This is a genomic window from Paenibacillus lacisediminis (genome assembly GCF_046567315.2).
The window spans coordinates 77,571-103,099 of the sequence record NZ_JBKIAX020000010.1 but is presented as its reverse complement, the minus strand read 5'-3'; the positions used below and the strand labels follow the sequence as shown (position 1 = coordinate 103,099).

Annotated in this window: 29 protein-coding genes and 2 tRNA genes; 12 read left to right on the top strand and 19 right to left on the bottom strand. The window is 48.4% G+C overall.

All coding sequences use genetic code 11. The features are described from left to right. Positions 1 to 64 precede the first annotated feature (64 nt). Positions 65 to 1,474, bottom strand: coding sequence for an NADP-dependent phosphogluconate dehydrogenase (gene gndA / locus ACLD72_RS19640; RefSeq protein ID WP_251586851.1), 1,410 nt, complete (start codon positions 1,472 to 1,474; stop codon positions 65 to 67). A 158-nt stretch (positions 1,475 to 1,632) separates the two neighbouring features. Continuing rightward, the gene (locus tag ACLD72_RS19635; RefSeq protein WP_251586853.1) at positions 1,633 to 2,229 is read right to left on the bottom strand and encodes a hypothetical protein; all 597 of its coding nucleotides are present in this window, start codon (positions 2,227 to 2,229) and stop codon (positions 1,633 to 1,635) included. Positions 2,230 to 2,531: 302 nt separating this feature from the next. Here ACLD72_RS19635 and ACLD72_RS19630 point away from each other — a divergent pair, with 302 nt between their 5' ends. Next, the gene (locus tag ACLD72_RS19630; protein WP_410997564.1) at positions 2,532 to 3,155 is read left to right on the top strand and encodes a DUF1054 domain-containing protein; all 624 of its coding nucleotides are present in this window, start codon (positions 2,532 to 2,534) and stop codon (positions 3,153 to 3,155) included. Positions 3,156 to 3,171: 16 nt separating this feature from the next. On the opposite strand, the gene ACLD72_RS19625 is transcribed toward ACLD72_RS19630, so the two are convergent. Continuing rightward, complete coding sequence (locus ACLD72_RS19625; RefSeq protein WP_410997562.1) at positions 3,172 to 4,455, bottom strand: MFS transporter; 1,284 nt, start codon at positions 4,453 to 4,455, stop codon at positions 3,172 to 3,174. A 154-nt stretch (positions 4,456 to 4,609) separates the two neighbouring features. Between ACLD72_RS19625 and ACLD72_RS19620 the strand changes: the two genes are divergently transcribed. Continuing rightward, on the top strand, positions 4,610 to 6,085 hold the full coding sequence (locus ACLD72_RS19620; RefSeq protein ID WP_410997560.1) for an aminotransferase class I/II-fold pyridoxal phosphate-dependent enzyme: 1,476 nt from the start codon (positions 4,610 to 4,612) through the stop codon (positions 6,083 to 6,085). A gap of 67 nt (positions 6,086 to 6,152) precedes the next feature. Here the strand turns inward: ACLD72_RS19620 and ACLD72_RS19615 are convergent, their stop codons facing one another. Both ACLD72_RS19615 and ACLD72_RS19610 read right to left on the bottom strand, forming a co-directional pair. After that, the gene (locus ACLD72_RS19615; RefSeq protein ID WP_410997558.1) at positions 6,153 to 6,476 is read right to left on the bottom strand and encodes a DUF1292 domain-containing protein; all 324 of its coding nucleotides are present in this window, start codon (positions 6,474 to 6,476) and stop codon (positions 6,153 to 6,155) included. Positions 6,477 to 6,587: 111 nt separating this feature from the next. Continuing rightward, on the bottom strand, positions 6,588 to 7,142 hold the full coding sequence (locus ACLD72_RS19610) for a copper amine oxidase (RefSeq protein ID WP_410997836.1): 555 nt from the start codon (positions 7,140 to 7,142) through the stop codon (positions 6,588 to 6,590). Between the two features lie 208 nt (positions 7,143 to 7,350). On the opposite strand from ACLD72_RS19610, the gene ACLD72_RS19605 reads away from it, so the two are divergent. Beyond that, entirely contained in the window at positions 7,351 to 8,088 is a 738-nt protein-coding gene (locus ACLD72_RS19605) for an MBL fold metallo-hydrolase (protein ID WP_410997556.1), read from the top strand. A 43-nt stretch (positions 8,089 to 8,131) separates the two neighbouring features. Here the strand turns inward: ACLD72_RS19605 and ACLD72_RS19600 are convergent, their stop codons facing one another. From ACLD72_RS19600 to ACLD72_RS19590, 3 genes are all read right to left on the bottom strand, one after another. Next, complete coding sequence (locus ACLD72_RS19600) at positions 8,132 to 8,371, bottom strand: DUF3892 domain-containing protein (protein ID WP_251586865.1); 240 nt, start codon at positions 8,369 to 8,371, stop codon at positions 8,132 to 8,134. A gap of 59 nt (positions 8,372 to 8,430) precedes the next feature. Further along, on the bottom strand, positions 8,431 to 8,916 hold the full coding sequence (locus ACLD72_RS19595; RefSeq protein ID WP_410997554.1) for a GNAT family N-acetyltransferase: 486 nt from the start codon (positions 8,914 to 8,916) through the stop codon (positions 8,431 to 8,433). A gap of 94 nt (positions 8,917 to 9,010) precedes the next feature. Then, on the bottom strand, positions 9,011 to 9,244 hold the full coding sequence (locus ACLD72_RS19590; RefSeq protein ID WP_410997552.1) for a hypothetical protein: 234 nt from the start codon (positions 9,242 to 9,244) through the stop codon (positions 9,011 to 9,013). Between the two features lie 141 nt (positions 9,245 to 9,385). On the opposite strand from ACLD72_RS19590, the gene ACLD72_RS19585 reads away from it, so the two are divergent. Further along, positions 9,386 to 9,458 (top strand) — tRNA-Val (locus ACLD72_RS19585). Between the two features lie 1,170 nt (positions 9,459 to 10,628). Here ACLD72_RS19585 and ACLD72_RS19580 read toward each other — a convergent pair. Continuing rightward, entirely contained in the window at positions 10,629 to 10,910 is a 282-nt protein-coding gene (locus tag ACLD72_RS19580; RefSeq protein WP_410997549.1) for a hypothetical protein, read from the bottom strand. Between the two features lie 180 nt (positions 10,911 to 11,090). On the opposite strand from ACLD72_RS19580, the gene ACLD72_RS19575 reads away from it, so the two are divergent. Continuing rightward, entirely contained in the window at positions 11,091 to 12,137 is a 1,047-nt protein-coding gene (locus ACLD72_RS19575; protein WP_410997547.1) for a fibronectin type III domain-containing protein, read from the top strand. Positions 12,138 to 12,321: 184 nt separating this feature from the next. On the opposite strand, the gene ACLD72_RS19570 is transcribed toward ACLD72_RS19575, so the two are convergent. Beyond that, positions 12,322 to 13,194, bottom strand: coding sequence for a hypothetical protein (locus ACLD72_RS19570; RefSeq protein WP_410997545.1), 873 nt, complete (start codon positions 13,192 to 13,194; stop codon positions 12,322 to 12,324). A 648-nt stretch (positions 13,195 to 13,842) separates the two neighbouring features. Next, the gene (locus ACLD72_RS19565; RefSeq protein ID WP_410997543.1) at positions 13,843 to 13,974 is read right to left on the bottom strand and encodes a hypothetical protein; all 132 of its coding nucleotides are present in this window, start codon (positions 13,972 to 13,974) and stop codon (positions 13,843 to 13,845) included. 126 nt (positions 13,975 to 14,100) lie between these two features. Between ACLD72_RS19565 and ACLD72_RS19560 the strand changes: the two genes are divergently transcribed. The 4 genes from ACLD72_RS19560 (at position 14,101) to ACLD72_RS19545 (ending at position 17,199) form a co-directional block, all read left to right on the top strand. Beyond that, entirely contained in the window at positions 14,101 to 14,397 is a 297-nt protein-coding gene (locus ACLD72_RS19560; RefSeq protein ID WP_410997541.1) for a hypothetical protein, read from the top strand. A gap of 218 nt (positions 14,398 to 14,615) precedes the next feature. Further along, entirely contained in the window at positions 14,616 to 15,380 is a 765-nt protein-coding gene (locus ACLD72_RS19555; RefSeq protein ID WP_410997834.1) for a polysaccharide deacetylase family protein, read from the top strand. Positions 15,381 to 15,628: 248 nt separating this feature from the next. Beyond that, on the top strand, positions 15,629 to 16,522 hold the full coding sequence (gene trhO / locus ACLD72_RS19550) for an oxygen-dependent tRNA uridine(34) hydroxylase TrhO (protein WP_410997539.1): 894 nt from the start codon (positions 15,629 to 15,631) through the stop codon (positions 16,520 to 16,522). Positions 16,523 to 16,548: 26 nt separating this feature from the next. Then, positions 16,549 to 17,199 (top strand): helix-turn-helix transcriptional regulator, encoded by a 651-nt coding sequence (locus tag ACLD72_RS19545; protein WP_251586875.1) that lies wholly within the window; start codon positions 16,549 to 16,551, stop codon positions 17,197 to 17,199. On the opposite strand, the gene ACLD72_RS19540 is transcribed toward ACLD72_RS19545, so the two are convergent. After that, positions 17,183 to 17,698: a GNAT family N-acetyltransferase gene (locus ACLD72_RS19540; RefSeq protein WP_410997537.1), complete on the bottom strand. Its 516-nt coding sequence runs from the start codon at positions 17,696 to 17,698 to the stop codon at positions 17,183 to 17,185. The genes ACLD72_RS19545 and ACLD72_RS19540 overlap by 17 nt on opposite strands. Positions 17,699 to 17,744: 46 nt before the next feature. Next, on the bottom strand, positions 17,745 to 17,996 hold the full coding sequence (locus ACLD72_RS19535) for a YuzB family protein (RefSeq protein WP_128634383.1): 252 nt from the start codon (positions 17,994 to 17,996) through the stop codon (positions 17,745 to 17,747). Between the two features lie 191 nt (positions 17,997 to 18,187). On the opposite strand from ACLD72_RS19535, the gene ACLD72_RS19530 reads away from it, so the two are divergent. Then, positions 18,188 to 18,805, top strand: a complete 618-nt coding sequence (locus ACLD72_RS19530; protein WP_251586878.1) for a superoxide dismutase — start codon at positions 18,188 to 18,190, stop codon at positions 18,803 to 18,805. Positions 18,806 to 19,041: 236 nt separating this feature from the next. Continuing rightward, complete coding sequence (manA, locus tag ACLD72_RS19525) at positions 19,042 to 19,986, top strand: mannose-6-phosphate isomerase, class I (protein ID WP_410997535.1); 945 nt, start codon at positions 19,042 to 19,044, stop codon at positions 19,984 to 19,986. An 85-nt stretch (positions 19,987 to 20,071) separates the two neighbouring features. Here the strand turns inward: manA and ACLD72_RS19520 are convergent, their stop codons facing one another. From ACLD72_RS19520 to ACLD72_RS19495, 6 genes are all read right to left on the bottom strand, one after another. Next, positions 20,072 to 20,593: a DinB family protein gene (locus ACLD72_RS19520; RefSeq protein ID WP_458476117.1), complete on the bottom strand. Its 522-nt coding sequence runs from the start codon at positions 20,591 to 20,593 to the stop codon at positions 20,072 to 20,074. Between the two features lie 29 nt (positions 20,594 to 20,622). Continuing rightward, complete coding sequence (locus ACLD72_RS19515) at positions 20,623 to 20,835, bottom strand: DUF3006 domain-containing protein (protein WP_410997533.1); 213 nt, start codon at positions 20,833 to 20,835, stop codon at positions 20,623 to 20,625. Between the two features lie 6 nt (positions 20,836 to 20,841). Continuing rightward, the gene (locus ACLD72_RS19510; protein WP_410997531.1) at positions 20,842 to 21,801 is read right to left on the bottom strand and encodes a ComEC/Rec2 family competence protein; all 960 of its coding nucleotides are present in this window, start codon (positions 21,799 to 21,801) and stop codon (positions 20,842 to 20,844) included. A gap of 179 nt (positions 21,802 to 21,980) precedes the next feature. Further along, entirely contained in the window at positions 21,981 to 24,260 is a 2,280-nt protein-coding gene (locus ACLD72_RS19505) for an Ig-like domain-containing protein (RefSeq protein ID WP_410997529.1), read from the bottom strand. 240 nt (positions 24,261 to 24,500) lie between these two features. Then, positions 24,501 to 24,836 carry an exosporium protein C gene (locus ACLD72_RS19500; RefSeq protein WP_410997528.1) on the bottom strand — a complete coding sequence of 112 codons (336 nt, stop codon included), beginning with the start codon at positions 24,834 to 24,836 and terminating at the stop codon, positions 24,501 to 24,503. Positions 24,837 to 24,998: 162 nt separating this feature from the next. Beyond that, positions 24,999 to 25,084: transfer RNA gene (locus tag ACLD72_RS19495), tRNA-Leu, on the bottom strand. 179 nt (positions 25,085 to 25,263) lie between these two features. Between ACLD72_RS19495 and ACLD72_RS19490 the strand changes: the two genes are divergently transcribed. Beyond that, positions 25,264 to 25,458, top strand: a complete 195-nt coding sequence (locus ACLD72_RS19490; RefSeq protein ID WP_410997526.1) for a hypothetical protein — start codon at positions 25,264 to 25,266, stop codon at positions 25,456 to 25,458. The last annotated feature ends 71 nt before the right edge of the window (positions 25,459 to 25,529 follow it).

Genomic DNA, 25,529 nt, shown 5'->3' with positions numbered 1-25,529 from the left:
ATGTCATCCGGGTGCAAAAAAGCCGCCGAAGAGATATGACATCTCTTCGGCGGCTGTTCCTTCTTTAGAACCATTGATGGTGGAAGACGCCTTCCTTATCCACCCGCTTGAACGTATGTGCGCCGAAGTAGTCGCGCTGCGCCTGCAGCAGGTTCGCCGGTAAACGCTCCGTGCGGTAGCTGTCGTAGTAGGACAAGGCGCTGGCGAAGCCCGGAACCGGAATTCCGTTCTCCACGGCAGCGGCAATAACTTTGCGCCATGCGTCCTGATAGCTTTCAACCACGTTTTTGAAGTACGGGTCAAGCAGCAGGTTTTTGAGCGCAGGATCGCGGTCGTAAGCTTCCTTGATGTTGTGCAGGAACTGGGAACGGATGATGCAGCCGCCGCGGAAAATCATCGCGATGTTGCCATATTTCAAATTCCAGCCGTATTCGTCGGAAGCGGCGCGCATTTGGGCAAAACCTTGAGCGTAAGAGACAATTTTGCTGGCGAACAGCGCTTTGCGTACATTTTCGATGAATTCCTGTTTGTCGCCGGCAAACGGCTTTTGGGCCGGGCCGTTCAATATTTTGCTGGCCGCCACGCGTTCTTCCTTCATCGCCGACAGGAAGCGGGAGAACACGGATTCCGTAATCATCGACAACGGCACGCCGAGATCCAGCGCACTTTGGCTTGTCCATTTGCCGGTTCCTTTTTGCCCAGCGGCGTCGAGAATCACATCCACCATCGGTTTGCCGGTTTCTTGATCGTATTGGGAGAAGATGTCGGCGGTAATTTCGATCAGGTAGCTGTCAAGCTCCCCTTTGTTCCACTCGGAGAAAATTTCGTGCAATTCCTTGGCGTCAACGCCGAGCACATCCTTCAGCAAATGATAAGCTTCGCCGATCAGCTGCATGTCGCCGTACTCAATGCCGTTGTGCACCATTTTTACATAGTGTCCAGCGCCGTCCGGCCCGATATATGTACAGCAAGGATCACCATTTACTTTGGCGGAAATGGCCGTCAAAATCGGTTCAACCAGTTTGTAGGCGTCTTCTTGTCCGCCCGGCATGATGGAAGGACCTTTCAGCGCGCCTTCTTCACCGCCGGATACCCCGGTGCCGATAAAGCGGAAACCTTTGGCCTCAAGCTCTTTGCTGCGGCGCTGCGTATCCGGGAAGTGGGCGTTGCCTCCATCGATGATGATATCGCCTTGATCCAGGTAAGGAAGCAGCTGTTCAATCGTCGCGTCCGTAGCCGGACCGGCTTGTACCATAATTAAAATTTTGCGCGGAGCTTCGAGTGAATTGACGAACTCTTCCACGGAGAACGTGCCGACAAGGTTTTTCCCTTTGCCTTCGTTTGCCAGAAGGTCATGCGTTTTTTCGGGAGAACGGTTGAACACCGAAACGGTGAAGCCCCTGCTCTCAATATTCAGGGCCAAGTTTTTGCCCATGACGGCAAGGCCGATAACGCCAATTTGTTGTTTTGACATGGTCTCCATCCTTTGCTCACTATATTTTTGTTCAATAATATCATTTTAACAGTTTTGTGTACAGAAGTGAACCCTGGTTCGCCTTCAAAAAACATCCCCCGACATGAATTGGGGGGAACCGCATTAATATATTATTCTATTCTGGGCCAAACGAACCGCTACCATTCAAGGCGGATCAGCTCCAGGCGAAGCTTGCGGAGTTTTTCCTTGCAGGCTTCCGAGGCGGCCTCGTCGCCGTTTTGCAGCGCTTCATACAGCCTGTCGAGTTCGGCGTCCAGTTCCTGCTGTAAATCGGCAAGCTGCCGCTCCGCTTTGTCGGAAGCGAACATTTCGGCGAGTTGCTCCGTGTTCAGTGTCGGGCCTTTTTGAAAAATGACCCGATGCTCCATCCCGGAAATTTCCACCAATCGAATGACTTCGCCGAACAAAATATTTTCGATCACAATTTGCCTGTCCTTGAACCGTTTGACCACGGCGTGGCCGCGCAGTTCTCCGATCAGTTTCTCCAGCCATTCGGCCAGCTTGGCGTCACGGATCACGTAATCGCCGGCCAGCTTGTATCCTTTGCCGAGACGTTGAAACTTCAGCTTCGTCAGCTTGCGCCCGGTGCGGACGGAAATGATGAACACGGATTCGTTTTCGCTCCAATATAAAGAATACCCGTCTTGGATCAAATCGCGGATCAATTGTTGAATGTGCCGGCGGTCAAATCGGAGTTCCAGATTACAATACTCAACCTCATAGCTTTTATTCACGGCACTCCCTCCTCAAAGTTTTTGTGAGCGATACATCTTGGTTGCGCTTCGTACAAAAACTCCCCTCGAAAGCATACACTAAGTTTTTGTGAGCGTTGCATCTTAGCTGTACTTCGAACAAAAACTTGCTGCGGCTTACCTTATCTTATACTCCATCTTATGTAACGGAACTTGGTTTATTGATTATTTTTACCCGTTTCGGGCCCCGGTTGACGCATCCTTGGGGGTGGTATGTTATACTGATGGCAGGCAAAAAACACCATAAAGCATTTCCGATTTGATAAGCTGGAGGTATCAAGCACATGACATTTCCCGGTTTTGCGCAGCAGGATTTTCAAGCGTTGACCGTTCCGGGACTAGAGCCCCGGATGGAAGCGATTATTAACCGGATTAGACCGAAGCTGGAAACGCTCGGTGCGGAACTGGCGCCATACTTGTCGGCGCTTTGCGGAGAAGAGATGTACCCGCATGTCGCGAAGCACGCCCGGCGCACGGTCAATCCGCCAAACGATACATGGGTGGCCTGGGCCGCGAGCAAACGAGGTTATAAAGCGCTGCCTCATTTTCAAGTAGGCATGTTCCCCACTCACATGTTCATCATTTTTGCCGTTATCTACGAAAGCCCAAACAAGCTGGTGTTCGCCAATTACCTGGACAAGCATGCGGCACAGGTGAAAAAAACGATTCCAGGCGGCTTCTATTGGTCGCTCGATCATATGGACCCCGGCGGCACGCCGCATCAGGAGGCGGACAGCAAACTGCTGAAGCAATGGGCCGGACAGCTGAAAAAGGTGAAAAAAGCCGAGATCATGTGCGGACAACGTCTGGAACAGGACAATCCTCTGCTTGGGGACGGGAGCAAGCTGGTCCAAACGATCGAAGAAACGTTCCAAACGCTGCTTCCGCTCTACAAAAACGCATTTTGATCTTGGTCCGGCAGCGTCATCGCCCAGCCTTCGGGGTCACCCCCGGAGGTTTTTTTGCGTTTCTGGCGATTCCGATATGGAGAAAAAACAGTAAGGCCATCACCGCCGAGCTGGCCAGAAACGGAGCGGAGGGTCCCAAAACATCCCACATTTTGCCCGATATGATGGGTCCCACAACCATTCCGAAACCCTTTATCGTGAGAAACAGCCCCCATACCGTACCTCTCTCTCCTTCCGGCAGCAAATGCGAGAGCATCGTATCCCAGGTCGGAAGAATAAAAGCGTAGCTCACCCCGATCAACATGACGAGCAGCCAAACAAGGGATACGGAGCTCGTTACCGCAAAAATGCCAACCGAAACGGCCGCAAGAGCGAATCCGACATGCAAAAACCAACGTGTCCCAAAGCGGTCCACCAGCTTCCCGATCGGGATCAGCCCCGCCACCGTGATGCCCCCGCCGATCACCAGCATGGCGCTGAACGTTTCCGGCGACAAACCAAGCTCGGACCTAACATATAACGTAATGACGGGCGTCAGCAGCCCCACGGCAAAAGACTGCAGAAACAGCGCCGGATAAAGCAGCGGGCTGACATGCAAATTGTTCCTGACCTCACGAAGCGTCGCACGAATATGGCGCCATATCCCTCCCCGCCACAGCGCTTTGTCAAGGGTCCCGGGGGCGGCTTCCGCCGGTTTGCCCCCGGGTACTTTGCCGGTTTTTCCGGGAAGAAACAGCGATACGATCACCACCAGCCCGACGCAGGCCAAAAGTAACCAAAACACGGGACGGTAGGAGCCGTCCACGAAAAAATTGATCAGCACCGGCCCCAATCCAGTTCCGCTGAGGCTGGAAATTTGCATAACCCCCATCGCCGTGGCAAAGTTTTTGTTTTCTTCAGTCACCGCCGTAATGCCCATCATGACGCACGGCCACAGGGGCGCCGTCCCGATCCCCAGCAGCGTGCAGCCGAGCACAAGAAATCCCATCGTCTGCAGAAAGGCGATCATCGCCACCGCCCCGAGCATAAGGCAAAGACCCAGCGTCATCGTCAGGCGAAAGCCGATCCGTTCGATCAGCCAGCCCGCTGGGCTGCGAAACACATTATCTCCGATATATTGGAGCGAAAAAGACAACCCGATCGCAAAGGCGCTCAGCCTCAGCACGTCCCCCATATACACGGGCAGTACCGCAACGATCAGCGCACCCTTCACGAACTCTACCAAAAACATAATGATCCAAAGGCAGGCAAACGTAGGATTCAGCAGTTTTTTGCGCGCGATTCCTGAAGTTAATTCCATGGCAAAATCCCTCCGCTATTTTTCCAGATATGATTTCTTCGCTTTAGTTTGTCCCTTTTGAGGAGAGTTCTAACATGTTCACTTGCATTCCGAACCGTTTTTGTTATACTCAAGCTTGTTTACATTTTAACGATGAAAGGCAGGGATGGCCCATATGGATCATCAAAGCACGCCGCTCTTTACCGCACTCAAAAAACACGCGGCCGGCAATCCCGTTCAATTTCACATTCCCGGGCATAAAAAGGGGCTCGGCACCGATAAAGAATTTCGCGAATTTATTGGCGATAACGCCCTGTCGATCGATCTGATCAACATCGCGCCGCTGGACGATCTTCATCAGCCGACCGGCGTGATTGAGGAGGCGCAGAAGCTCGCCGCCGACGCGTTTGACGCGGATCATACGTTTTTTTCCGTTCAAGGGACGAGCGGTGCCATTATGACCATGATATTATCCGTTTGTTCGCCGGGCGATAAAATTATCGTTCCAAGAAACATTCACAAATCCGTTATGTCCGCGATTATTTTCGCCGGGGCCAAGCCGGTTTTCGTGTCGCCGGCTCAGGATTTCAATCTCGGCATCGATCACGGTATTACGTCGTCCTCGGTTCGCCGCGCATTGCAGCGTCATCCCGACGCCAAAGCCGTTGTGGTCATTAATCCGACGTATTTCGGCGTATGCGCCAACCTGAAAGAAATCGTCGACCTTGCCCACAGCTTTCATGTGCCCGTGCTTGTGGACGAGGCCCACGGTGTGCACATCCATTTTCACGAGCAGCTGCCGATGTCGGCCATGCAGGCCGGCGCGGATATGGCGGCAACGAGCGTTCACAAGCTTGGCGGTTCCATGACGCAGAGTTCGATTCTAAACGTTAACACGAAAAACGGTTATGTAAATCCGCAGCGCGTTCAAACGATCATCAGTATGTTGACGACGACGTCGACTTCCTATTTGCTGCTGGCCTCCCTGGATACGGCCCGGAGAAATCTGGCGCTCTATGGCCGCGAACTGGCTGAGCAATCGATGGAGCTGGCGCAATATGTCCGTGAGGAAGTTAACAAAATTGAGGGGCTATACTGCTTCGGGAGGGAAATTTTAGGCAGTGAAGCGGCCTACGACCATGACCCGACTAAAATTACGATCCATGTCCGGCATTTGGGCATCACCGGCTACGAGGCGGAAAATTGGCTGCGCGAGCATTATAATATCGAGGTTGAGCTCAGCGATATGTATAATATCCTCTGTCTGATTACGCCGGGGGACACGCGGGAGACCGCCGATATTTTGCTGACTGCGCTGCGCGAGCTGTCCGGCATTTACTACAAGGAAGGCAATGCAAATGAACTTATCGTTAAAGTGCCGGAAATTCCGCAGTTGTCCCTGATTCCGCGGGACGCCTTTTACGCCGATACCGAAGTGATACCGTTCAAGGAATCGGCCGGCCGGATCATTGCCGAGTTTATTTATGTATATCCGCCAGGCATTCCGATTCTGCTCCCGGGTGAAGTCATCTCCCAGGATAATATCGACTATATCGTTGATCATGTGGAAGTTGGGTTGCCGGTGAAAGGACCGGAAGACCGGAAGATCGAAAACGTAAAAGTGATCGTCGAGGCAGATCCGATCTTCTGAAGCGAATTTTTTGCCACAACAAAAGCTCCCCGGATTTCGGGGAGCTTTGATTTTTAGCAATCCGTTATTAAGCTTCATCAAGCTGGGAGACAAGTTCGTTATATGCTTCCTCCACTTGCTTCCATTCTTCTTCGTCTTCGATATTGTAAAGCACCATTTCTTCGTTTTCTTCTTCCATGCGGAGAATGATGCCATCCGCTCCCGGATTGTTCCGCTCCAACAGAAGTGCGTACACTTTTTCGCCTACGTCAAACGTTTCGACGAGAACCATTTCTACGTCGTTGCCTTGTTCGTCCGTCAACGTCAACACAAACTCTTCGTGCTCATGATCGTGGTCATGGTCATGTCCACATCCGCACGCTTCGCCGTGTTCGTGATTGTGGTCGCTCATTGAATTACCTCGCTTTAATGGTTTTAATGGTGTTGCCTTATCCCCCGTATCGTAACATTTTCGGATGGACAGGTCAATTTTCCCAGCTACGCAGTGTAGATTATTATACACCTATTCCAGGACTTTGATACCTTTCTCCGATACCAGGACAAAATCCGTTCCTCCGGCCGGTTTCATATAAAATCCGACAGTGTACTGCCCGGTCGCTTTGAAGTCATACGTGTAGTCTTTGGTGCGGAACCAGAAATTATCCCGCTGCTCCTTGATTTCATCGGTTTGGATCTCCTTGACGGTACCGTCTGGCGCCGTAATCGAGACGCGGACCGCCGAAATATTCGTCTTCAAATTATCGATTTGTGAAAACACGTAAAATTTAAGCTTGCCCGTCTTTTTGATATCCCCAAACACTCCTTCCTCATTAGACAAGGACATATGAACGTTCGGTTTATAGTAATTGACCGTTTTCGTTTCTTCGTTATAATCGGCCAAACCCTCGAGATTCCGTAAAGGGACGTAGGTTTTTCCATCGATAATATATCCGCCGTCTTCCAGCTCGCGTCCGTTCAGCAGCAGTTTCACTTTTTGACTGGCCGCGTCGGCAAACAGCATGGAACCTCCCATTAGAGAGAAGGCAATGGCAAGGACAGCAACTCTTCTCCATTTCAATTTCATTGTATGAACCCTCCATTTGATTCATGTTGATATAAATTTATACTCCGCCTGTACGGGCAAGTTGCGGTATTACCGGTAAAAGCCGGATATTTTTTCCGTCCTGTCCGCCTGCTTTGCTACGGTGCCCGTTTCGGGGCTTTCGTTTGGAAGGGAATTGGAGTACATTAAAGGGAAGGATGTGACTTTCACAAGGGGGATATTTATGACACTTCGTTTGCAAATGCTTGGCACGGGCGGGGCATTCGCCAAAAGGTACTTTAACAATAACGGTCTCCTCTATGCGGAGGACTTTACGCTGCTGATCGATTGCGGCATTACCGCACCGCTCGCGCTGCATACGCTTGGCAATTCGCTCGATGGAATCGACGGCATACTCATCACGCATATCCATGGCGACCATGTTGGAGGCCTCGAAGAATTCGCCTTCCGCATGAAATACGGTTCCGGGAAGAAACCGGTTCTCTACATCGCCGACAAGTTGGTCACCCCGTTATGGGAAAACACGTTAAAAGGCGGAATGAGTCAGGATGGGGTGATCGGTTCGCTTGACGACGTTTTTGATGTCAGGCTCCTCATAGAAGGAAAAACCGAGCAATTGTCACCGGGGCTTTCCGTGGAGATTATCCAGACACCGCATATTCCCGGCAAACCAAGCTATTCGCTGTATTTTAACGGCGAGATTTTTTATAGTGCGGATAAAACCTTCCAGCCGGAGCTGCTGACCCGGTTTGTAAGAGAAAGAAACTGCCGGAAAATTTTGCACGAGGTTCAGCTTACCGGTCCGGGCGAAGTACATACGACGCTTCAGGAGCTGCTCTCCTTGCCTCCGGAGATTCAAAGCAAAATTTCGCTGATGCATTATGGAGACGAAATGGAGTCATTTATCGGTAAAACCGGGGAGATGGATTTTCTGCGCCAGCACGAAATTTATACGCTATAGAGGGTCAAAAAAACAACCTCCGGCCTTTCGGCCGGAGGTTGTCCTATTCGAAGCTTGGCAGGTTGTCCAGATTATTTGACGGATCTCCATCGGCGTCGCCGCGGATATACATTTCGCCGTCCCGGCCTTTAAAGACGTTGACGCCGGCGATGGCACCAGCTTTAACTTCCTGAAGCGCCTGTTCGTAATCAAGCACCCGCCCGCTTGACGTTTTAAATGACTCCAGGTCACCGTCGCCGTTTTTACGGACTGCGATAAACGTTTCTCTGGTATTCAGGGGCATCTTATGATCACATCTCCTTATCAAGAAGTATGATTATAGATTGCCCCATAATCCAAAAACTATGACTTCAACGATTTGACCATGCGCACATGGGGGATGCCGGCGTCATCAAACGGCTCGGCCGATATCGTCTCGTAGCCCAGCTTCGCGTAGAAGCCCTCGGCTTGGCACTGCGCATCAAGCACCGATTTCTCCAGTCCCAGCTCACGCGCCAGTTCTTCCAGGGCAATCAGCAGGATTTTTCCGACGCCTTGCGAGCGAAAAGGTTTGCGTACGGCAATCCGCTGCATTTTCGCCGAATTATCCTGATAGTAAGTAAGCCGTCCGGTGGCGGCGTATTCCCCGTCCAACTCGATCAGCACATGATGAACATCGGGGCCGATTTTGTCATATTCGTCAATTTCCAAATCGATCGGCACCATCTGCTCCTCCACAAACACTTCCTTGCGGATGTCCAGGCATTTCTCTAATTGTTCCTCTGTTTTTGCTTGTATAATTGTAGCGGCTGACACCAGGCTTCCCCTCCCACGGTTTCTCTCGTTCATCTATTGTTTTAAACTGCATTATTATACAAAAAAATAGTTTTCATGTATAGTTACTCCCGTAAGTAGGTCGAGGAATAGTCCGGGCCTATGAAGCTTAGTCTGTAGAGTACACATCTTCCGCGATCGTCGGAGAGTACACTTCATCCGAAACGGATGCACCAAACGGCCACGGCCATCCGTTCGCCTGCTTGTCCATCGTCGCCCGATCCGGCGCCAAGCTGCAGGCGCTGACCAGCGTGAGCAGGATGGCCGCAGCCAAAATGACGGCCCAGCCGGCGCTTTTTTTCCGGTTCTGTCCCACCAGGGACTTATTGAAGTATCGCCGCATATGAAACATCCTTTCCTGGTAACAATCTTGCCAAAGCTGGCATATTCCATTGTTGTCTCATGCCACTCTGAATATACGCAAAAAAACATTTGACAGAGTCAGCTCAGCCTGTTATTATAAATTTTGTCTTCAAAATATTTTGATCTGCTAGCTCAGCTGGGAGAGCACCATCTTGACAGGGTGGGGGTCAGTGGTTCGAGCCCACTGCAGATCATCGCCGAGAAGCCTTGATATACAAGGCTTCTTTTCTTTTTGACTAAGGATTGAAATTGTATAAAAACTGCTTCTGGGGTCTAAATGGGGGCCAAAATCTTTTTTTAACAACAATATTAGGCCGCTTATGGACTGTTTTTGACTGTATTCTGAAATTTGTTTTTGCTACTGACAGTAGCGAATCGTGCGTTTATTTATTCCTAAAAATAGTGTAAGACCACGGAGATGATTCTTCCCCTATGTAAAAGATATCGGACCGTGCGGGTGTAATAACACTCACCTTAACTGGTCTTTCTATTCCTTCACTTATTAGAACAGAAATTACTAACATTTCAGCTAACCTGGGACTTACCTCCCAAGGTAAGTCTATTTTATGATATTCCCCTTAGTCCATCTCCTCTTAATGTAGAATATAATAAATTTCACTTAGTGATGATCGGACAACAAACGGCCACTAATCGGACGCACCAACTCCTTTCAAGGCCCATGAACGCAAAAAGGCCGTTGCAAGTCACAATTGAAAATTTCCTATCATGATTAATAAATAAATCATGATAGATTTTTTTATGGTGATCTTGCTTAATCCTTGAACTGCAACGGGCATAATCCATTCATCGGAAGATACTACCGTCTTCGTAATGCTCGCAGTTCATGCGTATTTATTGCCCCACTCACCGTCGAATTAATGACGTCGGTGAAAAGTAATAAATCAGAATACTCATTTCGGCGCGTGCCATGAGTTGAGAAAAATAAAAAAAAAGCAATGTATGTGTATATAATAGCAGATTGTCCCGAAGCTATGATCAGTGCTCTGGGCTAGGAGATCCCGATGAATTACTTGCGCTCAATATATCCCCAATTTTAATCCACTTCCATTGGTCCTTCGCAAACACCAACTTGATTTCGCGCAAATACGTTTGAACGGTTGTTATAAATCCACTCAATTCAACATCTTCTTATTCTCCGAAAACACGAACTGTAACACGCCGGGGATCACGGAATGCTTCGGCAATCACTCGCTCGATCTGCTCTACTTCCTGATTCAAGTACCGGCTGCTGCTTGCGGGTTCCTTCTTTCCTCTCCCGCTTAAGAGCTTCATTATGCTCCGGCAAAATAAATTTTGTTGACCAAAGACCATCACCTAATCTGCTGCTACTCATAAGATGCCCCTCAATAATATAAGTAATAATCGATGTTATCCCTTGAACTAGGTTTGGTTATTTTCGATTCTTGCTCAGTCTCCCAAGGTTTCAGGATCACAATCGTCTCCAGCTTGGGGTTGTCTGGCCACAGGATAAATTCTTTTTCAACAAGCCCTCTTAGGCCTGCATAAATATCCTCCCTCTTCCTTCCCGTCTTTGTCTGGAGTTCCGGCATTGTGGGCATTCGCCGGCGTGTGGAACTGAAATTAAATAAGATGCGTAACAATTTCCGCTCAATATCATCAAGCATGTCATCACCTCGATATACGAACATATGTTTGAATTATATGCGAATTTATGGTCCTCATTCAAGGAGAAATTTTTATTATTTGATCCGACACGATATTACAGATATAGACATTATTGTTTAGACATCCCTTGTTTTCATTTGTATTCTGTTTTTAAAAAACCAATTGAAGGAGAGTTTCTTATGAAAAAGATATCTATCTCTGTTTTGTTGTCACTACTCTTGATTTTTAGCTTTTCAAGTAATACTTTTGCAGCGACCATTGGACAGTCCTTAACAAGTCCAGAAGAAGGTTGGAAAAGATATGACGGTTCTGATAAAGCAATTGAGTATATTGGGAGTGGTTGGACTACCCAAAGAAATTCTTCATATTATCAAGGGTCAATGCATTATACGCAAACTATTAATGGGACTAAAGTAAAATTTGGGTTTGTTGGATCCAAAATTAGATACATAGGAGTAGGGTATCCTACTCATTCAACTCAATTATTAATTACAATAGATGGGGTACGTGAATCGTTTAGTCAAAGAACAAGCAGTGCTATTTATCAGCATCTTGAGTACGAAAAAACAAATTTAGATTTTGGTTATCATACTGTAGAAATAGTATCTACAAATAGCTATGGGCCAAGATTAGATGCTATAGATATTGATAATACCGGATATTTAGTTAATCCTAATGCGCCGCTCAATCTTAATGCTACTGCAGGAGATAGCCAAGTAACTCTCAGTTGGAATCAAGTTGATTCGGCAGAGCGTTATATACTCCACTACGGTACGGAATCAGGTAACTACACAAAAACTGTTACTGTCACTGAAGACACTTACGGAATAATTCCAGCATTGACGAACGGTAAGACTTATTATTTTGTGGTCACTTCAGTTATCGATGGTGTAGAATCCGGTTATTCAAATGAAGTACAATCTACTCCGCAGGGTAAGGCCACTGAGCCCGAAGAACCAACGACTCCTTCAGGGAACCGAGCAATATTGGTAGTTACCATGTTAAACGGACTCGAAAAGGAATATGATTTATCTTTGGATGAAGTGAACGGCTTTCTTGATTGGTATGATGCTAAAGACGCAGGAATCGGCCCTGCAAAGTATGCAATTGATAAACATAGTAACAACAAAGGACCGTTCAGTAAGCGAACTGATTACGTGATTTTCAACAATATCCTGACGTTTGAAGTGAACGAATACAATACTGCTCCATCCGAGACAAAATAGTAAGCAAGTTATCTGGAGTCGCTTTATGCGGCTCCTTATTTATCTACATGAGCATTTATAGGGGAGTATTCGTTCCGTATTCAATATGCAAGAATAACTGGTAAAATAAACCTAAATAAGTTTAGGTATTCAAGCGGCAAAAAAGACCACTTTAGCTTATGCCTTAGTGGTCTTCAATACATGGTTATTTAATATACTCACTCACTTCAAACGTCAGCACACGGTCAAATAGAATATAGTCTTTACGGCTTGTGAACGGTCCTTTATTGTTATCATGCTTATCAATCGCATATGAAGCTTTTCCTGATCCTGCCTGTTTAGCTTCATACCAGTCGATAAAGTCATTGACTTCCTTCATACTAAGGTCGAATTCCTTTTCTAAGCCAGTTGTCATAGTGACCACTAAGATAGCTCGGTTGCCGGATGGCTGTTCTGGTGTAGTTGGCTCCTCTGGTTCTGGCTCTGGATTTGAAGGTTCGTCAGGTTTTGTTGGATCAATAGGTGGAATTGGTGTATTGATATCTACCAAAGTCCCGTCCGCATCAATATCAATTGCATCTATCGCAACCAAATGTTTATCGGTATAAACATTAGTATCTGGAGTGTATATTTTGACGGAATGAATCCCTGAATTTAAATTTAATTTTTCATATGTAACTGCTTGAGGCAATCGAGCTATACTTTTTGTGCTGAATGATTCTTCTACCCCGTCAATAACTATACGAGAATCATTTGAACGCGCATCCACCATAACATCAATTATTCTTAATTTAGTACCTGAGAATTTGAACTCTACAGAAGTTCCGATTTGTTTAGTAGCCTTGATCCTATTTTTATAGTAACCCGAAGTGTTATCCCCTATGTGATTAATCCAGTCTCCAGTATATTTCGCATATTTATCAAGTTCAATGTCATCAATTCTTTGCCAACCCTCTTCAGGAGCAGTTAGTTGTTCACCAACTGTTGCAGCGTATGTATTTGTACCTGTGAAAACTAAAAATACAGCTAAGAACAGTGCAAAAATAAAACTGGTTTTCTTGAAATTTTTTTTCTTCACAAATAGTCCTCCTAGATCAAAATTAAACAATCTTTATTCTAATCATAAAAAAATAATTGTCTAAACAATAACTTGCTGATCTATAAAAAATAACTAAATACTTTGTAATTTTCTTTTTTTTGGATCAACAAAACCCGCCAACCACTTGAAGTGAGGGCTTTTCTTACTTAAAGAATAACTTTATTTTATTGCTACTGCGAATTTCGCATTCCCTTATGGTATAATTTGGCTTGTACAGCACACCTTGAGTGGTAAGGCTCCCTCCGGAAAGGAGGTGAGCCGTATGCGCTTCTCTTTTTCCGATGTAATCATGTTTGCAGCATTCATCGTTGCACTTTTGACCTATATCGAAAGAAAAAAGAAGTGACCCACTCATTAGGTTGGCGCCAGTGAGGGTCACTTCTTCATGTAACAAGTATGTTCTTGGAGGGGTATCCCACTCAAGATGTTGTACTGGGGACGGTCTGCCAACCGTCCTTATTTCTAATCTTATCTTAGCATATCGTATCGTATACCTCAATTATACATGACATAAAAATAATCCAAAAGTTTACTGACAACCAGTCGCAATTCTTCGCTATATTTGGCAATATCGGCCTCATATAAAGCAAGTTGAGTTCTTCATTGCTGAAAATACCAGTCGAGCATCTATATACTGGACCATCCCATTCTCTCCGCGATCCGCTTACTGTTTTCCCGCATCTTCAGCAGAATCACCACATGAGTATGCCGGAGATCGTGGAACCGGACTTTCTTCAGGATGTCTTTGATTTCGATCACTTCTTTATACCTCCATTACAACAATTCCACCTCCTCAATAAATTCCCCTGGATATGCTCAAGATCTCCATAGCGCTAAGTATTAATTTTTGATAAAATAACAACATAAAGTTTGAAGGCGGTATTTATGGATAATGAGTTAAAGCAATTATTGCAATCAGTTGTCCGTGAAGAATTAAAGGCGGTTAATGAACGTTTGGATCGGAATGACAAACAGTTTCAGGAAGTAAATCAGCATCTTAAATCAATGGATCAACGTCTTAGCCGTATTGAAGAAGATCAACACTTAATTAAAAGATCTGTGTTAGATACTAATGAGCGGGTAATTAGAATGGAAAAAGTTCTGGAGAACCAGCACAGAATCATCGAGCTGCTATCTACGCGCTCCATACAGCAGGAAGCTGAACTGAAAAGAATCAAGTAAACCGATCCGGTGCCGGCGCATCGGATTTTCTTTTTCTATACGGCTTGTGACATCTTCTTTTTTTTGCAAAATTTGATGGTATCCCCCCTGCCTATTCAAAAAGCCCGTTCCGTTAAAGGATAAAACTGCTGTTTTAAGCCAAACTAAGCGAATAATGTACAAATGCAGCGTAACTCGGCCTGCATATCAAGTGACAACAATGGAGGAACAAAGTGCTGATGCTAAAAAACAAACTGGGCATTGTCTTGGCTTTAGCCTTAACGACCTCTCTCTTGAGCCCCTATACGGAGGCTGCCCCCCATGCTCCAGCCAAAGGAAGAAGCTATTATGAGGAGCGGGGGGACATCGTTTGGGAGGTTCCGACACACGAAAAATTTATCGCTTTTACTTTTGACGACGGACCGGATGGCCGGTCGACTCCGGAAATTCTGCAGATTTTGGAGCAATATCAGGCAAAGGCGACTTTTTTCGTGATAGGCGACAAGGTAAGGCGTTTTCCTGAAATCGCGCAGTTGGAGCTGGCGAAAGGACATGAAATCGGGAACCATTCTTTTCACCATCCGTCCTTTCATAACATAACGACAAGCTCCATCATGTCCGAACTAAGTCAGACCCAGCAAGCGGTTTTTGAAGCAACCGGACAAAGGCCGGTGCTGTTCCGCCCCCCAGGAGGGCACTATGATGAAAAGATCGTAGAAGCTTCGAAAAAAAATGGGCTGCAAATGATCCTCTGGTCATGGCGTCAAGATACGTTGGACTGGACCTCGCCGGGCGTTAACAAAATCGTACGCAAAGTCGTTAACAATGCTCGCAATGGTGATATCATTCTGATGCATGATTATGTCCACAACAGTACGCAAACGGCCCAAGCGCTCAAGATCATTTTACCCGAGCTCAAAAGCAGGGGTTATTCCTTTGTGACGGTATCCGAGCTGCTTACCCATAAAGTGACTCCCGATCACCACATAAAGGTCATCCACTAGTCATCGCATGAACATCCGGCAAAAGGTTACGCAAAAAAACGGAGGCTTCTCTTCGGGGAGAGACCTCCGTTTCTTGCGTTTTTAACCCGCCGTGACGCAGCTCCCAAAGACCTGAAAACACGAATTAACCGGAAAGGATACAATATCCACTGGACCTGCTTTAATATACTTACTATACTTTAATATTGACTAAGCTTATAAAATTCAACTACAATGCAGTAGAATCCAACATAGATAGGTGATTACTCATGGAACAACACGTTTACCGTGTTTTATTGTTTTATAAATTCGTTCGCATTGAAGATCCCGAGCAATTTACCGCCGAGCACTTGCAGTATTGCAAGGACCTCGGAGTCAAGGGGCGCATTCTGATCGCTGCGGAGGGCATTAATGGCACGTTGTCCGGGACAGTCCAACAAACCGAACGCTATATGCAGGATTTGCGGGCCAATCCGTTATTTTCGGATATCGTGTTCAAAATCGATGAAGTGGACGGCCATGCCTTCAAAAAAATGTTCGTCCGTCACAAAAAGGAACTGGTCACATTCCGTTACGAGCAGGAGCTTGATCCGAACCGGATCAGCGGCAAACGGCTCTCACCCGCCGAATTTTACGAGCAGCTGCAAAACGAGGATGTTATCGTCCTCGATGGACGCAACGACTATGAATACGATATCGGCCATTTCCGTGGAGCGATCCGTCCGGAGGTCGAGTCTTTCCGCGAGTTTCCGGAATGGATTCGCAACAACCTGAGCAACTACAAGGACAAAAAGATATTAACGTATTGCACCGGTGGCATCCGCTGCGAGAAGCTGACCGGCTTCCTGCTAAGCGAAGGCTTCGGCGACGTGTCCCAGTTGGAAGGCGGCATCGTCACCTACGGAAAAGACCCTGAAGTGCAGGGCCGCCTGTTCGACGGCAAATGTTACGTGTTCGACGAACGGATCTCCGTGCCGATCAACCAGACTGCGGAAGATCGCGTCATTGGCCATTGCTACCACTGCGGAACTTCGCATGACCGTTACATCAATTGCCCGGTCTGCAACTTGCAGCACATTTGCTGTGAGGAATGCGAGGCGGAGCACCATGGCTACTGTTCCGACGCTTGCCAAGAATCGGCCATGGCCGTGAAGCGCGGCTGATCATTTACCCGAAAGGGAGTGTCTTTGTGAACCAGATCAAAGAACTTACCACTCGCGAGCGGATTCTTCATATGATGAAAACGTCCGGACCGCTCAGCGCCAAAGAAATCACAACCGAGCTGCAAATAACCGAAATGGCGGTACGCCGCCATCTCGGGACGATGGAGCGGGACGGATTGATCGAATCCAAAATGATCCGGCAAACACTGGGCCGTCCGACGGCGGTATACGGCCTGACCGAAATCGCCGAGGGGCTTTTCCCGAAAAAATATCATACGCTCACGCTCGACTTGCTGGAAGAACTTGAGGACGAGAGCGGCGGGCACATGGTAGACCGGCTGTTTGAACGCCGGCGGGACAAATTAAACCGCAAATACCTGGCCGCGATGGACGGAAAAACGCTTCCGGAAAAAGTGCAACAGCTATCGGATATTCAAAACGACAACGGCTATATGACGGAGCTTGAACGCAACGAAAACGGCGAATTCGTGTTGATGGAGCATAATTGCCCGATCTCGCAAATCGCCTCCCGATACAACCATGCCTGCGATTGCGAATTGAATTTGTTCGAATCGCTGCTGGACGCCGAAGTCGAGCGTACGGAATGCCTGGCCCAAAACGGCAAAAAATGCGTTTACGTCATCCGCCAGCGCAAATCGGCTACATCCGGGGATTAACCTTATATACCTCCGTATAGAGGATTTCTTTATAACGGGCAAACTCCGCTTCTGTAAGCGGCCCCGGATAACTCATGATTTTCAGCGGCAAATCAGGCTGGCTTCGCTGAAGCGGAGGCTGCACATAATCGAAGGGTTGAAGGTGAAACCCCAAGCGCTTGTAAAAATCGACCCTCCGCTTCGCCAAGTCCGCGACAGGGGGCTCAACTTCCAGTATAACGGGTGGCTGAGTCTTTTCGAGATAAGCAGCCATTAACTTTTTTCCCAAGCCTCCTCCTCTTACGGAAGGGTCGACAGCCAGGTGCTCCACAAACCGAAACAGAGGAAATTCCCATACCGCGAGGAAAGCGACCAGACGTTTGCTGGCATCCGGCTCCGTGATGAGGCGGTAGTACGGATTGCTCAGCAGCTCCTTTTGCCCGGCATAAGTTCTTCGTTCACTCTCCGGAAAAGAAGCCGTCATGATGGCGTAAACTTGTTCAAATTGTTGTTCTATCATATTTTGATCCCCCATGAATTTAAAGGCAGCCTGACGGCTGCCTTTGCTATATATCATAAGCTTTTAATTCATCCTCGATCGCTTGCTTGACCGATTGAACGCACTCTTCCGTCGTTTTGCCGACTACCCTTTTCCCGTTGACCAGGGCATAAGGTCTAAGCCGGCATAATCCGCATAAACTGAGACATTCCGCCCGCATGACGGCAATCTCGGGATACTCCTGCTCCAGATTTTCCAGATCGAGCGCGCTCATTAGGTTGCTGTCGCATACTTCGACGATGACGATGCCGAGTCCCACGCAGGATCACCCCAAACTTTGCAAAATATGGCTCGATCACTCATTATGACCAAAGCCGTCAGGTTTGTCAATGCCTGCAAAAGATTTAACATACTTAATATACATTTATGTTGACTAAGTCAGAACAGAGATTTATAATAAGGTTTGTCGGAAGTGAACTACATATTATAAGGAGAAAGGAAGGATTTAGCATGGCACATCAATTACCTGCTTTGCCTTACCCCAACAACGCACTGGAACCTCATATCGATGAAACAACGATGATGATTCACCACGATCGTCACCATAATACGTACGTAACGAACCTGAACGCCGCTCTGGAGTCCGCTTCGGAGCTGCAATCCAAATCCGTGGAAGAGCTGATTTCCAATCTGGACAGCGTTCCTGAAAGCATCCGTACCGCAGTTCGCAACAACGGCGGCGGTCATGCCAATCACTCGTTGTTCTGGGAAACGATCGGCCCGAACGGCGGCGGTCAACCGTCCGGCAAACTGGCTGATGCCATCAACAACGAGCTTGGCGGCTTCGACAAATTCAAAGAGGATTTCAGCAAAGCGGCTACGACCCGTTTCGGCAGCGGCTGGGCATTCCTCGCGGTAGACGGCAGCGGCAAATTGTCCGTATACAGCCTGCCGAACCAAGATTCCCCGCTGATGGAAGGCAAAACGCCGATCCTCGGCCTTGACGTATGGGAGCATGCTTACTACCTGAAATATCAAAACAAACGTCCTGACTACATCGCCGCTTTCTTTAACGTAATCAACTGGTCTGCCGTTGAGAAACGTTACGAAGCTGCTGTCAGCAAATAAACGCTTTTGCAGGGCTTAATAAGCTCTGCGGCAAATTAGAAGGGGTGTTCCCGAGCAGCCGTTGGCTTTCGGGACACTCCTTCTTTCTTTCACCGAATCGCGAATGACCAGCGTCGGAATGTTTTTCATTCCTTTCGAAACATGATACACTTAACTCGCATATTACTTTACAAAAAACGATTTTGCCAATTTTGTCAAGTTATAGGTGAATTACGCGTAAAAAGGAGAAAGATAAGATGAGTGAACCGATTTTTTTGCAACCGATTTTTCAAGAACGCATTTGGGGCGGAACGAAGCTTCGGGATTTGTTCGGCTATGAGATCCCGAACGCTCACACCGGTGAATGTTGGGCGGTTTCGGCGCATCCGAACGGTCAAAGCGTGGTCAAAAACGGCCCTTATCAGGGAATGAAGCTGGGGGATCTATGGTCGGCGCATCCCGAACTGTTCAAGTCGAAATCGGCCGTTTTCCCGCTGCTGACGAAAATTCTCGACGCCTCCGACGATTTGTCGGTGCAGGTCCATCCGGATGACGAATATGCCGGCAAGCATGAAAACGGTGAGCTCGGCAAAACGGAATGCTGGTACATTGTAGACGCCGAGCCGGGAGCAGCGATTATTTACGGCCATGAAGCCAAAACGAAGGAACAGCTTGTGCAGATGATCGAAAACGGCGATTGGGACGGACTGTTGACCAAAGTGCCGGTTAAAGCGGGCGACTTCTTTTACGTTCCCAGCGGTACGATCCACGCCCTGGGCAAAGGCATCGTCGTGCTGGAGACGCAGCAAAGCTCGGACACGACGTACCGCGTATATGATTACGACCGCAAGGACAAAAACGGCAATACCCGGGAGCTCCACCTGGAAAAAGCCATCGACGTGACGAGCGTGCCGCAAGCCTATCAGCCGATCACGCACGATACCTCTATGCAGGAAGGGCTTACGGTAACGTCTTTTGTTTCCAACCCGTTTTTCACGGTGCAGAAATGGGAGGTGGCCGGCGACGTTGCGCTCGCGGGGAACGAGAAATATACGATCTTCAGCGTGCTTGAAGGCAGCGGTTCGCTCACTGCAGGCGATCAAAGCTATGCCTTGGCGAAAGGAGCGCATTTTATCCTTCCGGCCGGATTTGGCCCCTTCCGTTTAAGCGGAGAGCTGCAGATCATCATGTCGCACGAATAATCCGCAGCATACATAAAAGGGACAGAGCTTCTTCCTGTTTAGGAAGGCTCCGTCCCTTATTTTGATTTCTGCTAGGCTAGATCCGTTATTCCCCCTGCAAATAACGTTCCCGGATCATGCTTAGATGATGATGAGCGTGGCCGGCAATCACATACGCCAGTGCCCTCGCCGATACCGTTACCCCGCTGGCGGTACCTTGGCGCAGCCAAGCCTCGTCATCCAGTTGGCGGATCAGCGATAGCGTGGCTTCGCGTACGACGGAAAAATCATGCAGCAACGCAGAGACGGTCTGCTGGCCAAAAGTCGAACTGTTAACGAACAACTCCTCGTCAAATCCCGGAAGCGGCGTCGCATCACCGCGCGATATCCTAAGCAGCCGATAGCTCATCACCCGTTCCGTATCGCTGATATGGCCCAACACTTCCTTCAGGCTCCATTTGCCTTCCGCGTAACGGTAATCCCCCTGCTCTTCGGTTAGCGAACCCCATTCTTCCTTAGCGAGCGCGGGCTGCGTCTTAAGCAGCTCCAGCAGTCCCCCTTCCGGCACCTTATCGATATATACGGCAAAATGCTCCGCGTATTCCCCCGCTTGCGGTCTCGTTAACATCATGATTCCTCCTCGCTTTTTCGTTTCATTTAATCTTCCCACAGCTCATCCATCAGCGACTTGATTTCTTTGCTGCGGGAGGCGGTTTTCTCCCGGTTCGCCACCCATTTCCCGCCGGTCCATTCCACGACATCCCCCGGTTTGACGCCGGGATCAACCAGCTTGCGCGGAACGTCCCGAGTCACCCCGTCACTTTCAATAATACAAAATTCTCCTTCAAAACGGTCCACAATATGCAGCATGTTTGCTCACCTTTCCGTGAGGATTTGCAGCTCCCGCCCGTCGGAATCGATCTCCACGGTCCCCTGAAGATCGTTGCGATACACGCGAATCCGCTGTTTGGCCAACCGGTCAAGCACGGTTTTGGTCGGGTGCCCGTAGGAGTTGTCCCCCACCTGAATCACCGCGTACTCCGGCCGAACCCGATCCAGAAAACGCTGCGAGGTGGACGATTTGGAGCCATGGTGCCCCACCAGCAAAACATCGGCACGAAGATCGGCCCCGGAGTCGATCATCGCCTGCTCGCTTTCCCGCTCCGCATCCGCCGTCAGCAAAAAAGAAGTATCGCCGTAGCTCACCTTCACGACCGCGCTCATATTATTGTTGTCGTCCGTCATCGTGACAGGGGCGATCATGTCCACGCGAACTTGTTCATCCCAATCCAGTGCCAGCCCGACTTTGGCGGTTTTGACCTTAAGTCCTTTTGCGCGGATCGCCCGCAGCAAAGATTCGAAGGTTTTGGTGTTGGACGAAACCTTGGGCATATAGATCTGTCCGACATCAACGTTCTCAATGACGCGGTCCAAACCGCCGATATGATCCGCGTCCGGATGGGAGCCGATGACGATATCCAGCCGGGTGACCCCGTATTCCCGCAAATAATCGAGCATGTTCTGCTCCTCGCTGTTGTTTCCGGCATCGATCAGCATCGTTTTGCCGGACGGGCTAATCAGCAGTTGCGAAGCCCCTTGCCCCACATCCAGAAAAATAACCCGCAGTGAATGGGCGGATTCGCCGTCTGCGAAAGAATAAAGCGGCTCCTCATTCTGCTGACCCGCCGTTTCGACCGGCTCAAATTCGTTTAACGCACAGCCGGAAAGCAAAGTGCAAATCACACCGAGGCACATCAAACCGATGAACGCCCTAACCACTCCGCCATCAAAGAAGCCTTTCTTACGTTGCGTTCGTAACTTTTTAAGTCTGATCATCGATGTCGTCCTTTTCTCTTCAACCTAGAAGCAGTATGTAAAGTTCATCAGAACATTTGTTCCAATTATACGTTAACGAGCAACCCGAAATCAATCTAATAATGAAAGATTTTAATTAAAAAAGAGACCGCCCTGCATCAGCCATGCAAGGCAGTCTCTCGCAATTGCACAAATCCAAATTATTTCTTGGCTTTCTCGACTTTAACGGACACGGAAACCGTCACCGTTTTGCCGCCGTACTTCGCTTTGATCGAAGAGCTGCCTTTGGCCACGGCTTCGATTTTCCCGGCCGTCACTTTGGCTACGGAAGGCTTGGAGCTGGTCCAGGTTGCGCTTGAGGTGACCACAACCGTTTCACCCGTATCGTATTCTGCGGTGACAACAACCGATTTCACCGCTCCCGGGGACAATGCCAGCCGCTTCTCGTCCACGTAAAGCTTCTTCAGCTTCGGTACGACGCTAACTTTAACGCTGACATCATTACCCTGGTAAGAGCTGGTCAACGTTGCCGTACCGACAGCGACCGCTTTTACCGAACTGCTGGGGATCGTGGCAACTTTTTCGTCCGAAGATTTCCAGTCCATTTTGCTCGACAGGTTGATCTTCGTGCCGTCCGTGTAATAGCCCGTTACTTTAATCGATTTTGATTTTTTCAGGTTCAATTCGACCGATTGCGGCTCAACCACGATTTTGGAAATCTTCTTCTCGATCGTTACCGGAATGCTGATCGTTTTGTTGGAATAAGTTCCTTTTAACGTAGCCGATCCTTTCGTCAAGCCTTTGATTTTCTTTCCGCTGCCCGACGTTTTGAGCACCGCGTTTGTCCCCGTCACGCTCCAGTCAATTTCGGACGGATCGACCACTTCTTCCCCGTTCTCAAAAACGGCCGTTATCTTCGGAAGGCTTGTTTCATCGCCCATCACAATGCTCATCTTCTCTTCTTCCGAAATCAGCGTGAGCACTTTTTCCTTCACTGTAACCTTGACGGTGACTACGCCATCCTGCGTTCCCCGGATTGGGAATGCCGCGTTCGGAGTTAAGCCCGATCCGATATCCTCGAGTTTGCCCGTAATCGTGACCGTTGCGGATAGCTTCAAATCATTGCTGTCTTTGGCGACGATCTTGCCGTTTTCAATGGTTACGACCTCTTCATTATCGGAAGACCAGACGATTTTATTGTTGAAATTCACTTTGTCGCCATCGACCTTTGTCGCCTTCACGTCCGGCAAACTCGCGGATTCGCCCCGCAGCAGCTCCATTTCGGTCTTCTCGGCTTCCAGCTTAGTAATGGTTGGATGAACCGTTACCGTCAAGCTTTTGCTAACGCCTTGATATTTCGCTTTGATCGTGGTCGAACCGGCCGACTTGGCCGTAACCTGACCGTTACTGTCCACGGTGGCGATCAATTTATTGGAGGAACTCCACTCAGCCGAGTTGCTGACATCCGTCGTTTCGTTGGCCGCTACCCTTATTCCAGCAGTTATCTGCAGCGTTTCGCCGACAAACAGGAGCGGATCGGAAGAAGGAGTGAACAAGATCGCTTCATGCGGCGCCCGGACATAAATGTCCACAGAGGCCGTTTGTCCCATATAGCTAGCCGTAATTGTCGTTTTGCCCATGGAAATGATTTCGACGGTTCCATCGTCCACGGTGGCCACGCTGGTGTCCGAGGAGGACCAGGTCGCTTTCTTCGATACATCGGACGCAGACTTGTCGCTGGCCAGCACCGTTTTCGCCAACAGCTCGATTTTGTTGTCGGCAACAATCAGTTCCAGATCTTCGTTTTCCCCGATTTCGGTTCCACCCGCAGCCCGATATAGCTTCAAGCCAGCATAAGGGGAACTTACCGTCGCTTCGAAGGAAGCGGTCATGCCGGAATACTGCGCCTTGATCGTCGCTTTCCCTTCGCCGACGATCTTAATAACGCCTTTCTCGATGGTTAGTACGCTCGTATTGGAAGAGCTCCAATCCGCATCTTCGGTCACATCCCTAGGATCGACGGCGCTGTTGTCGTTAAGCGCTAGCGCTTTGACCTTCAGAACGTCCCCGTCGCTGTCCAGGCTGTATTTTCCATCCTGTTTATATTCCAGCGATAATTTCGAATATGTATCTACCGCTTTAATCGTAATCATCGAAACGGAGCCATGATAGCTGGCTTGAACGAGCGTCGTCCCGCTCTTGAACGGAGTTACCAACCCGTTGTTCAAGCTCAGGATATTTTCCGAAGATGTCCAGGTAACAACTCCGGTTACATCTTTTTTGGTCGTCGAACCTTCGATCGTAGCCCATACCTTCAACTGCTTGGAACTTCCGACTTTCAGCTCAACCGTCGTATTCTCCCCGTCAATGGAGATCGCGTTGACATCGCCGGTGGCTGCAAAAACGCCGGTCGGAAATACCGCAGTCAGGAGCAGCGCCAAAACGAGGAACCACTTCGTCATCTTCCTTTTAACAACCATGCATTTCTCTCCTTTAATCTTATTCTTCAGATAGAGGAACCTTTTTCCAGGCCTATGTATTTATATCGACATTTGGTAGATATTTCGTAACGTTTTTCAGCGAAAATAAGCCCTTTGTCCTATTAAAAAAATGAGCATTTTTTCCGTTGCGACAAAATTCGACGATCACAGGAGAAAGAACGGCATCCTCACATTGAAAAAACAGCCCATTTTCCACGAGAAATGAGCTGTTTTTTACGATCAGTTTCTCGTTTTAACGGCTAAGCCGCTAAACGAGACAGGTCCAACAACAGCGGCTTTTGTATTTGCAGTGAGATTTTCCGCTGTGACCGTGTAAACATGAGCACCCGCTCTTACATTTCTGTCTTCCGCCTGGAATGTAACCGCGTAATTTTGTTCAGAAGCGGCAGATTCGATGCCTTGTTGCGTGTTGAAGATCTCTTTGCCATCGCGGAAAATTCTAAAAAGAATTTGCGCAATCCCGGTAATCCCACGAACCCCCACTGTTGCTACCAAATCTACCCGATTGGGTTGAGAATTCACCGGAATCCGTATAGTTATCGTTGATCCGGTCACTCAACCAAACCTGCTTTCGATCCAAGCCAATTCCGCTGTTAACTATATTATAAACGCTATATTTATCTACATGGATGCAGCCCTTCGATTTGGTACCAAGCCAACAAAAAAACGCATGGTATCCGCACTGCCTGCGAAAGTCCTGCGTTCCTTTATAAACCATGCCGAGGACGGGAATCGAACCCGTACGGGTGTCACCACCCCCAGGATTTTAAGTCCTGTGCGTCTGCCTATTCCGCCACCCCGGCAAAAATATCAGGACGTGTCAGATCACGTCGACCTGAAAATCCCGCATTTCAAATTATAAACAGATCTTCGTATAAATTCAACATGTTGCGCCTTTCAACCGATAAACAATTATAAGGAGATTTATTGTAAATTAAATTTGATGGATTTCCAGCTGCCATTACAAGAGGAAGGTGTAAGCATGCATGAACTGAAAATCGCCGTCACGCTGGGGCACCAGGTCGTTGTGAAACTGGAAAACGGACATATGATGACCGGCTTGCCAAAATGGGGGTCGGCCCCCGACAGAGTTCAACTCCGCACTATGGAAGGGGCTGTGTGGGTCAAGCTGGACGAAATTTCACACGTTACCCGGATTATTCCGTTTGAAAAATAATCGCCGTTATAAGACTGCCGGAGGCAGCGGCCTTCTTCGGTTTTATTGATGCATCATTTTATCCATAAATT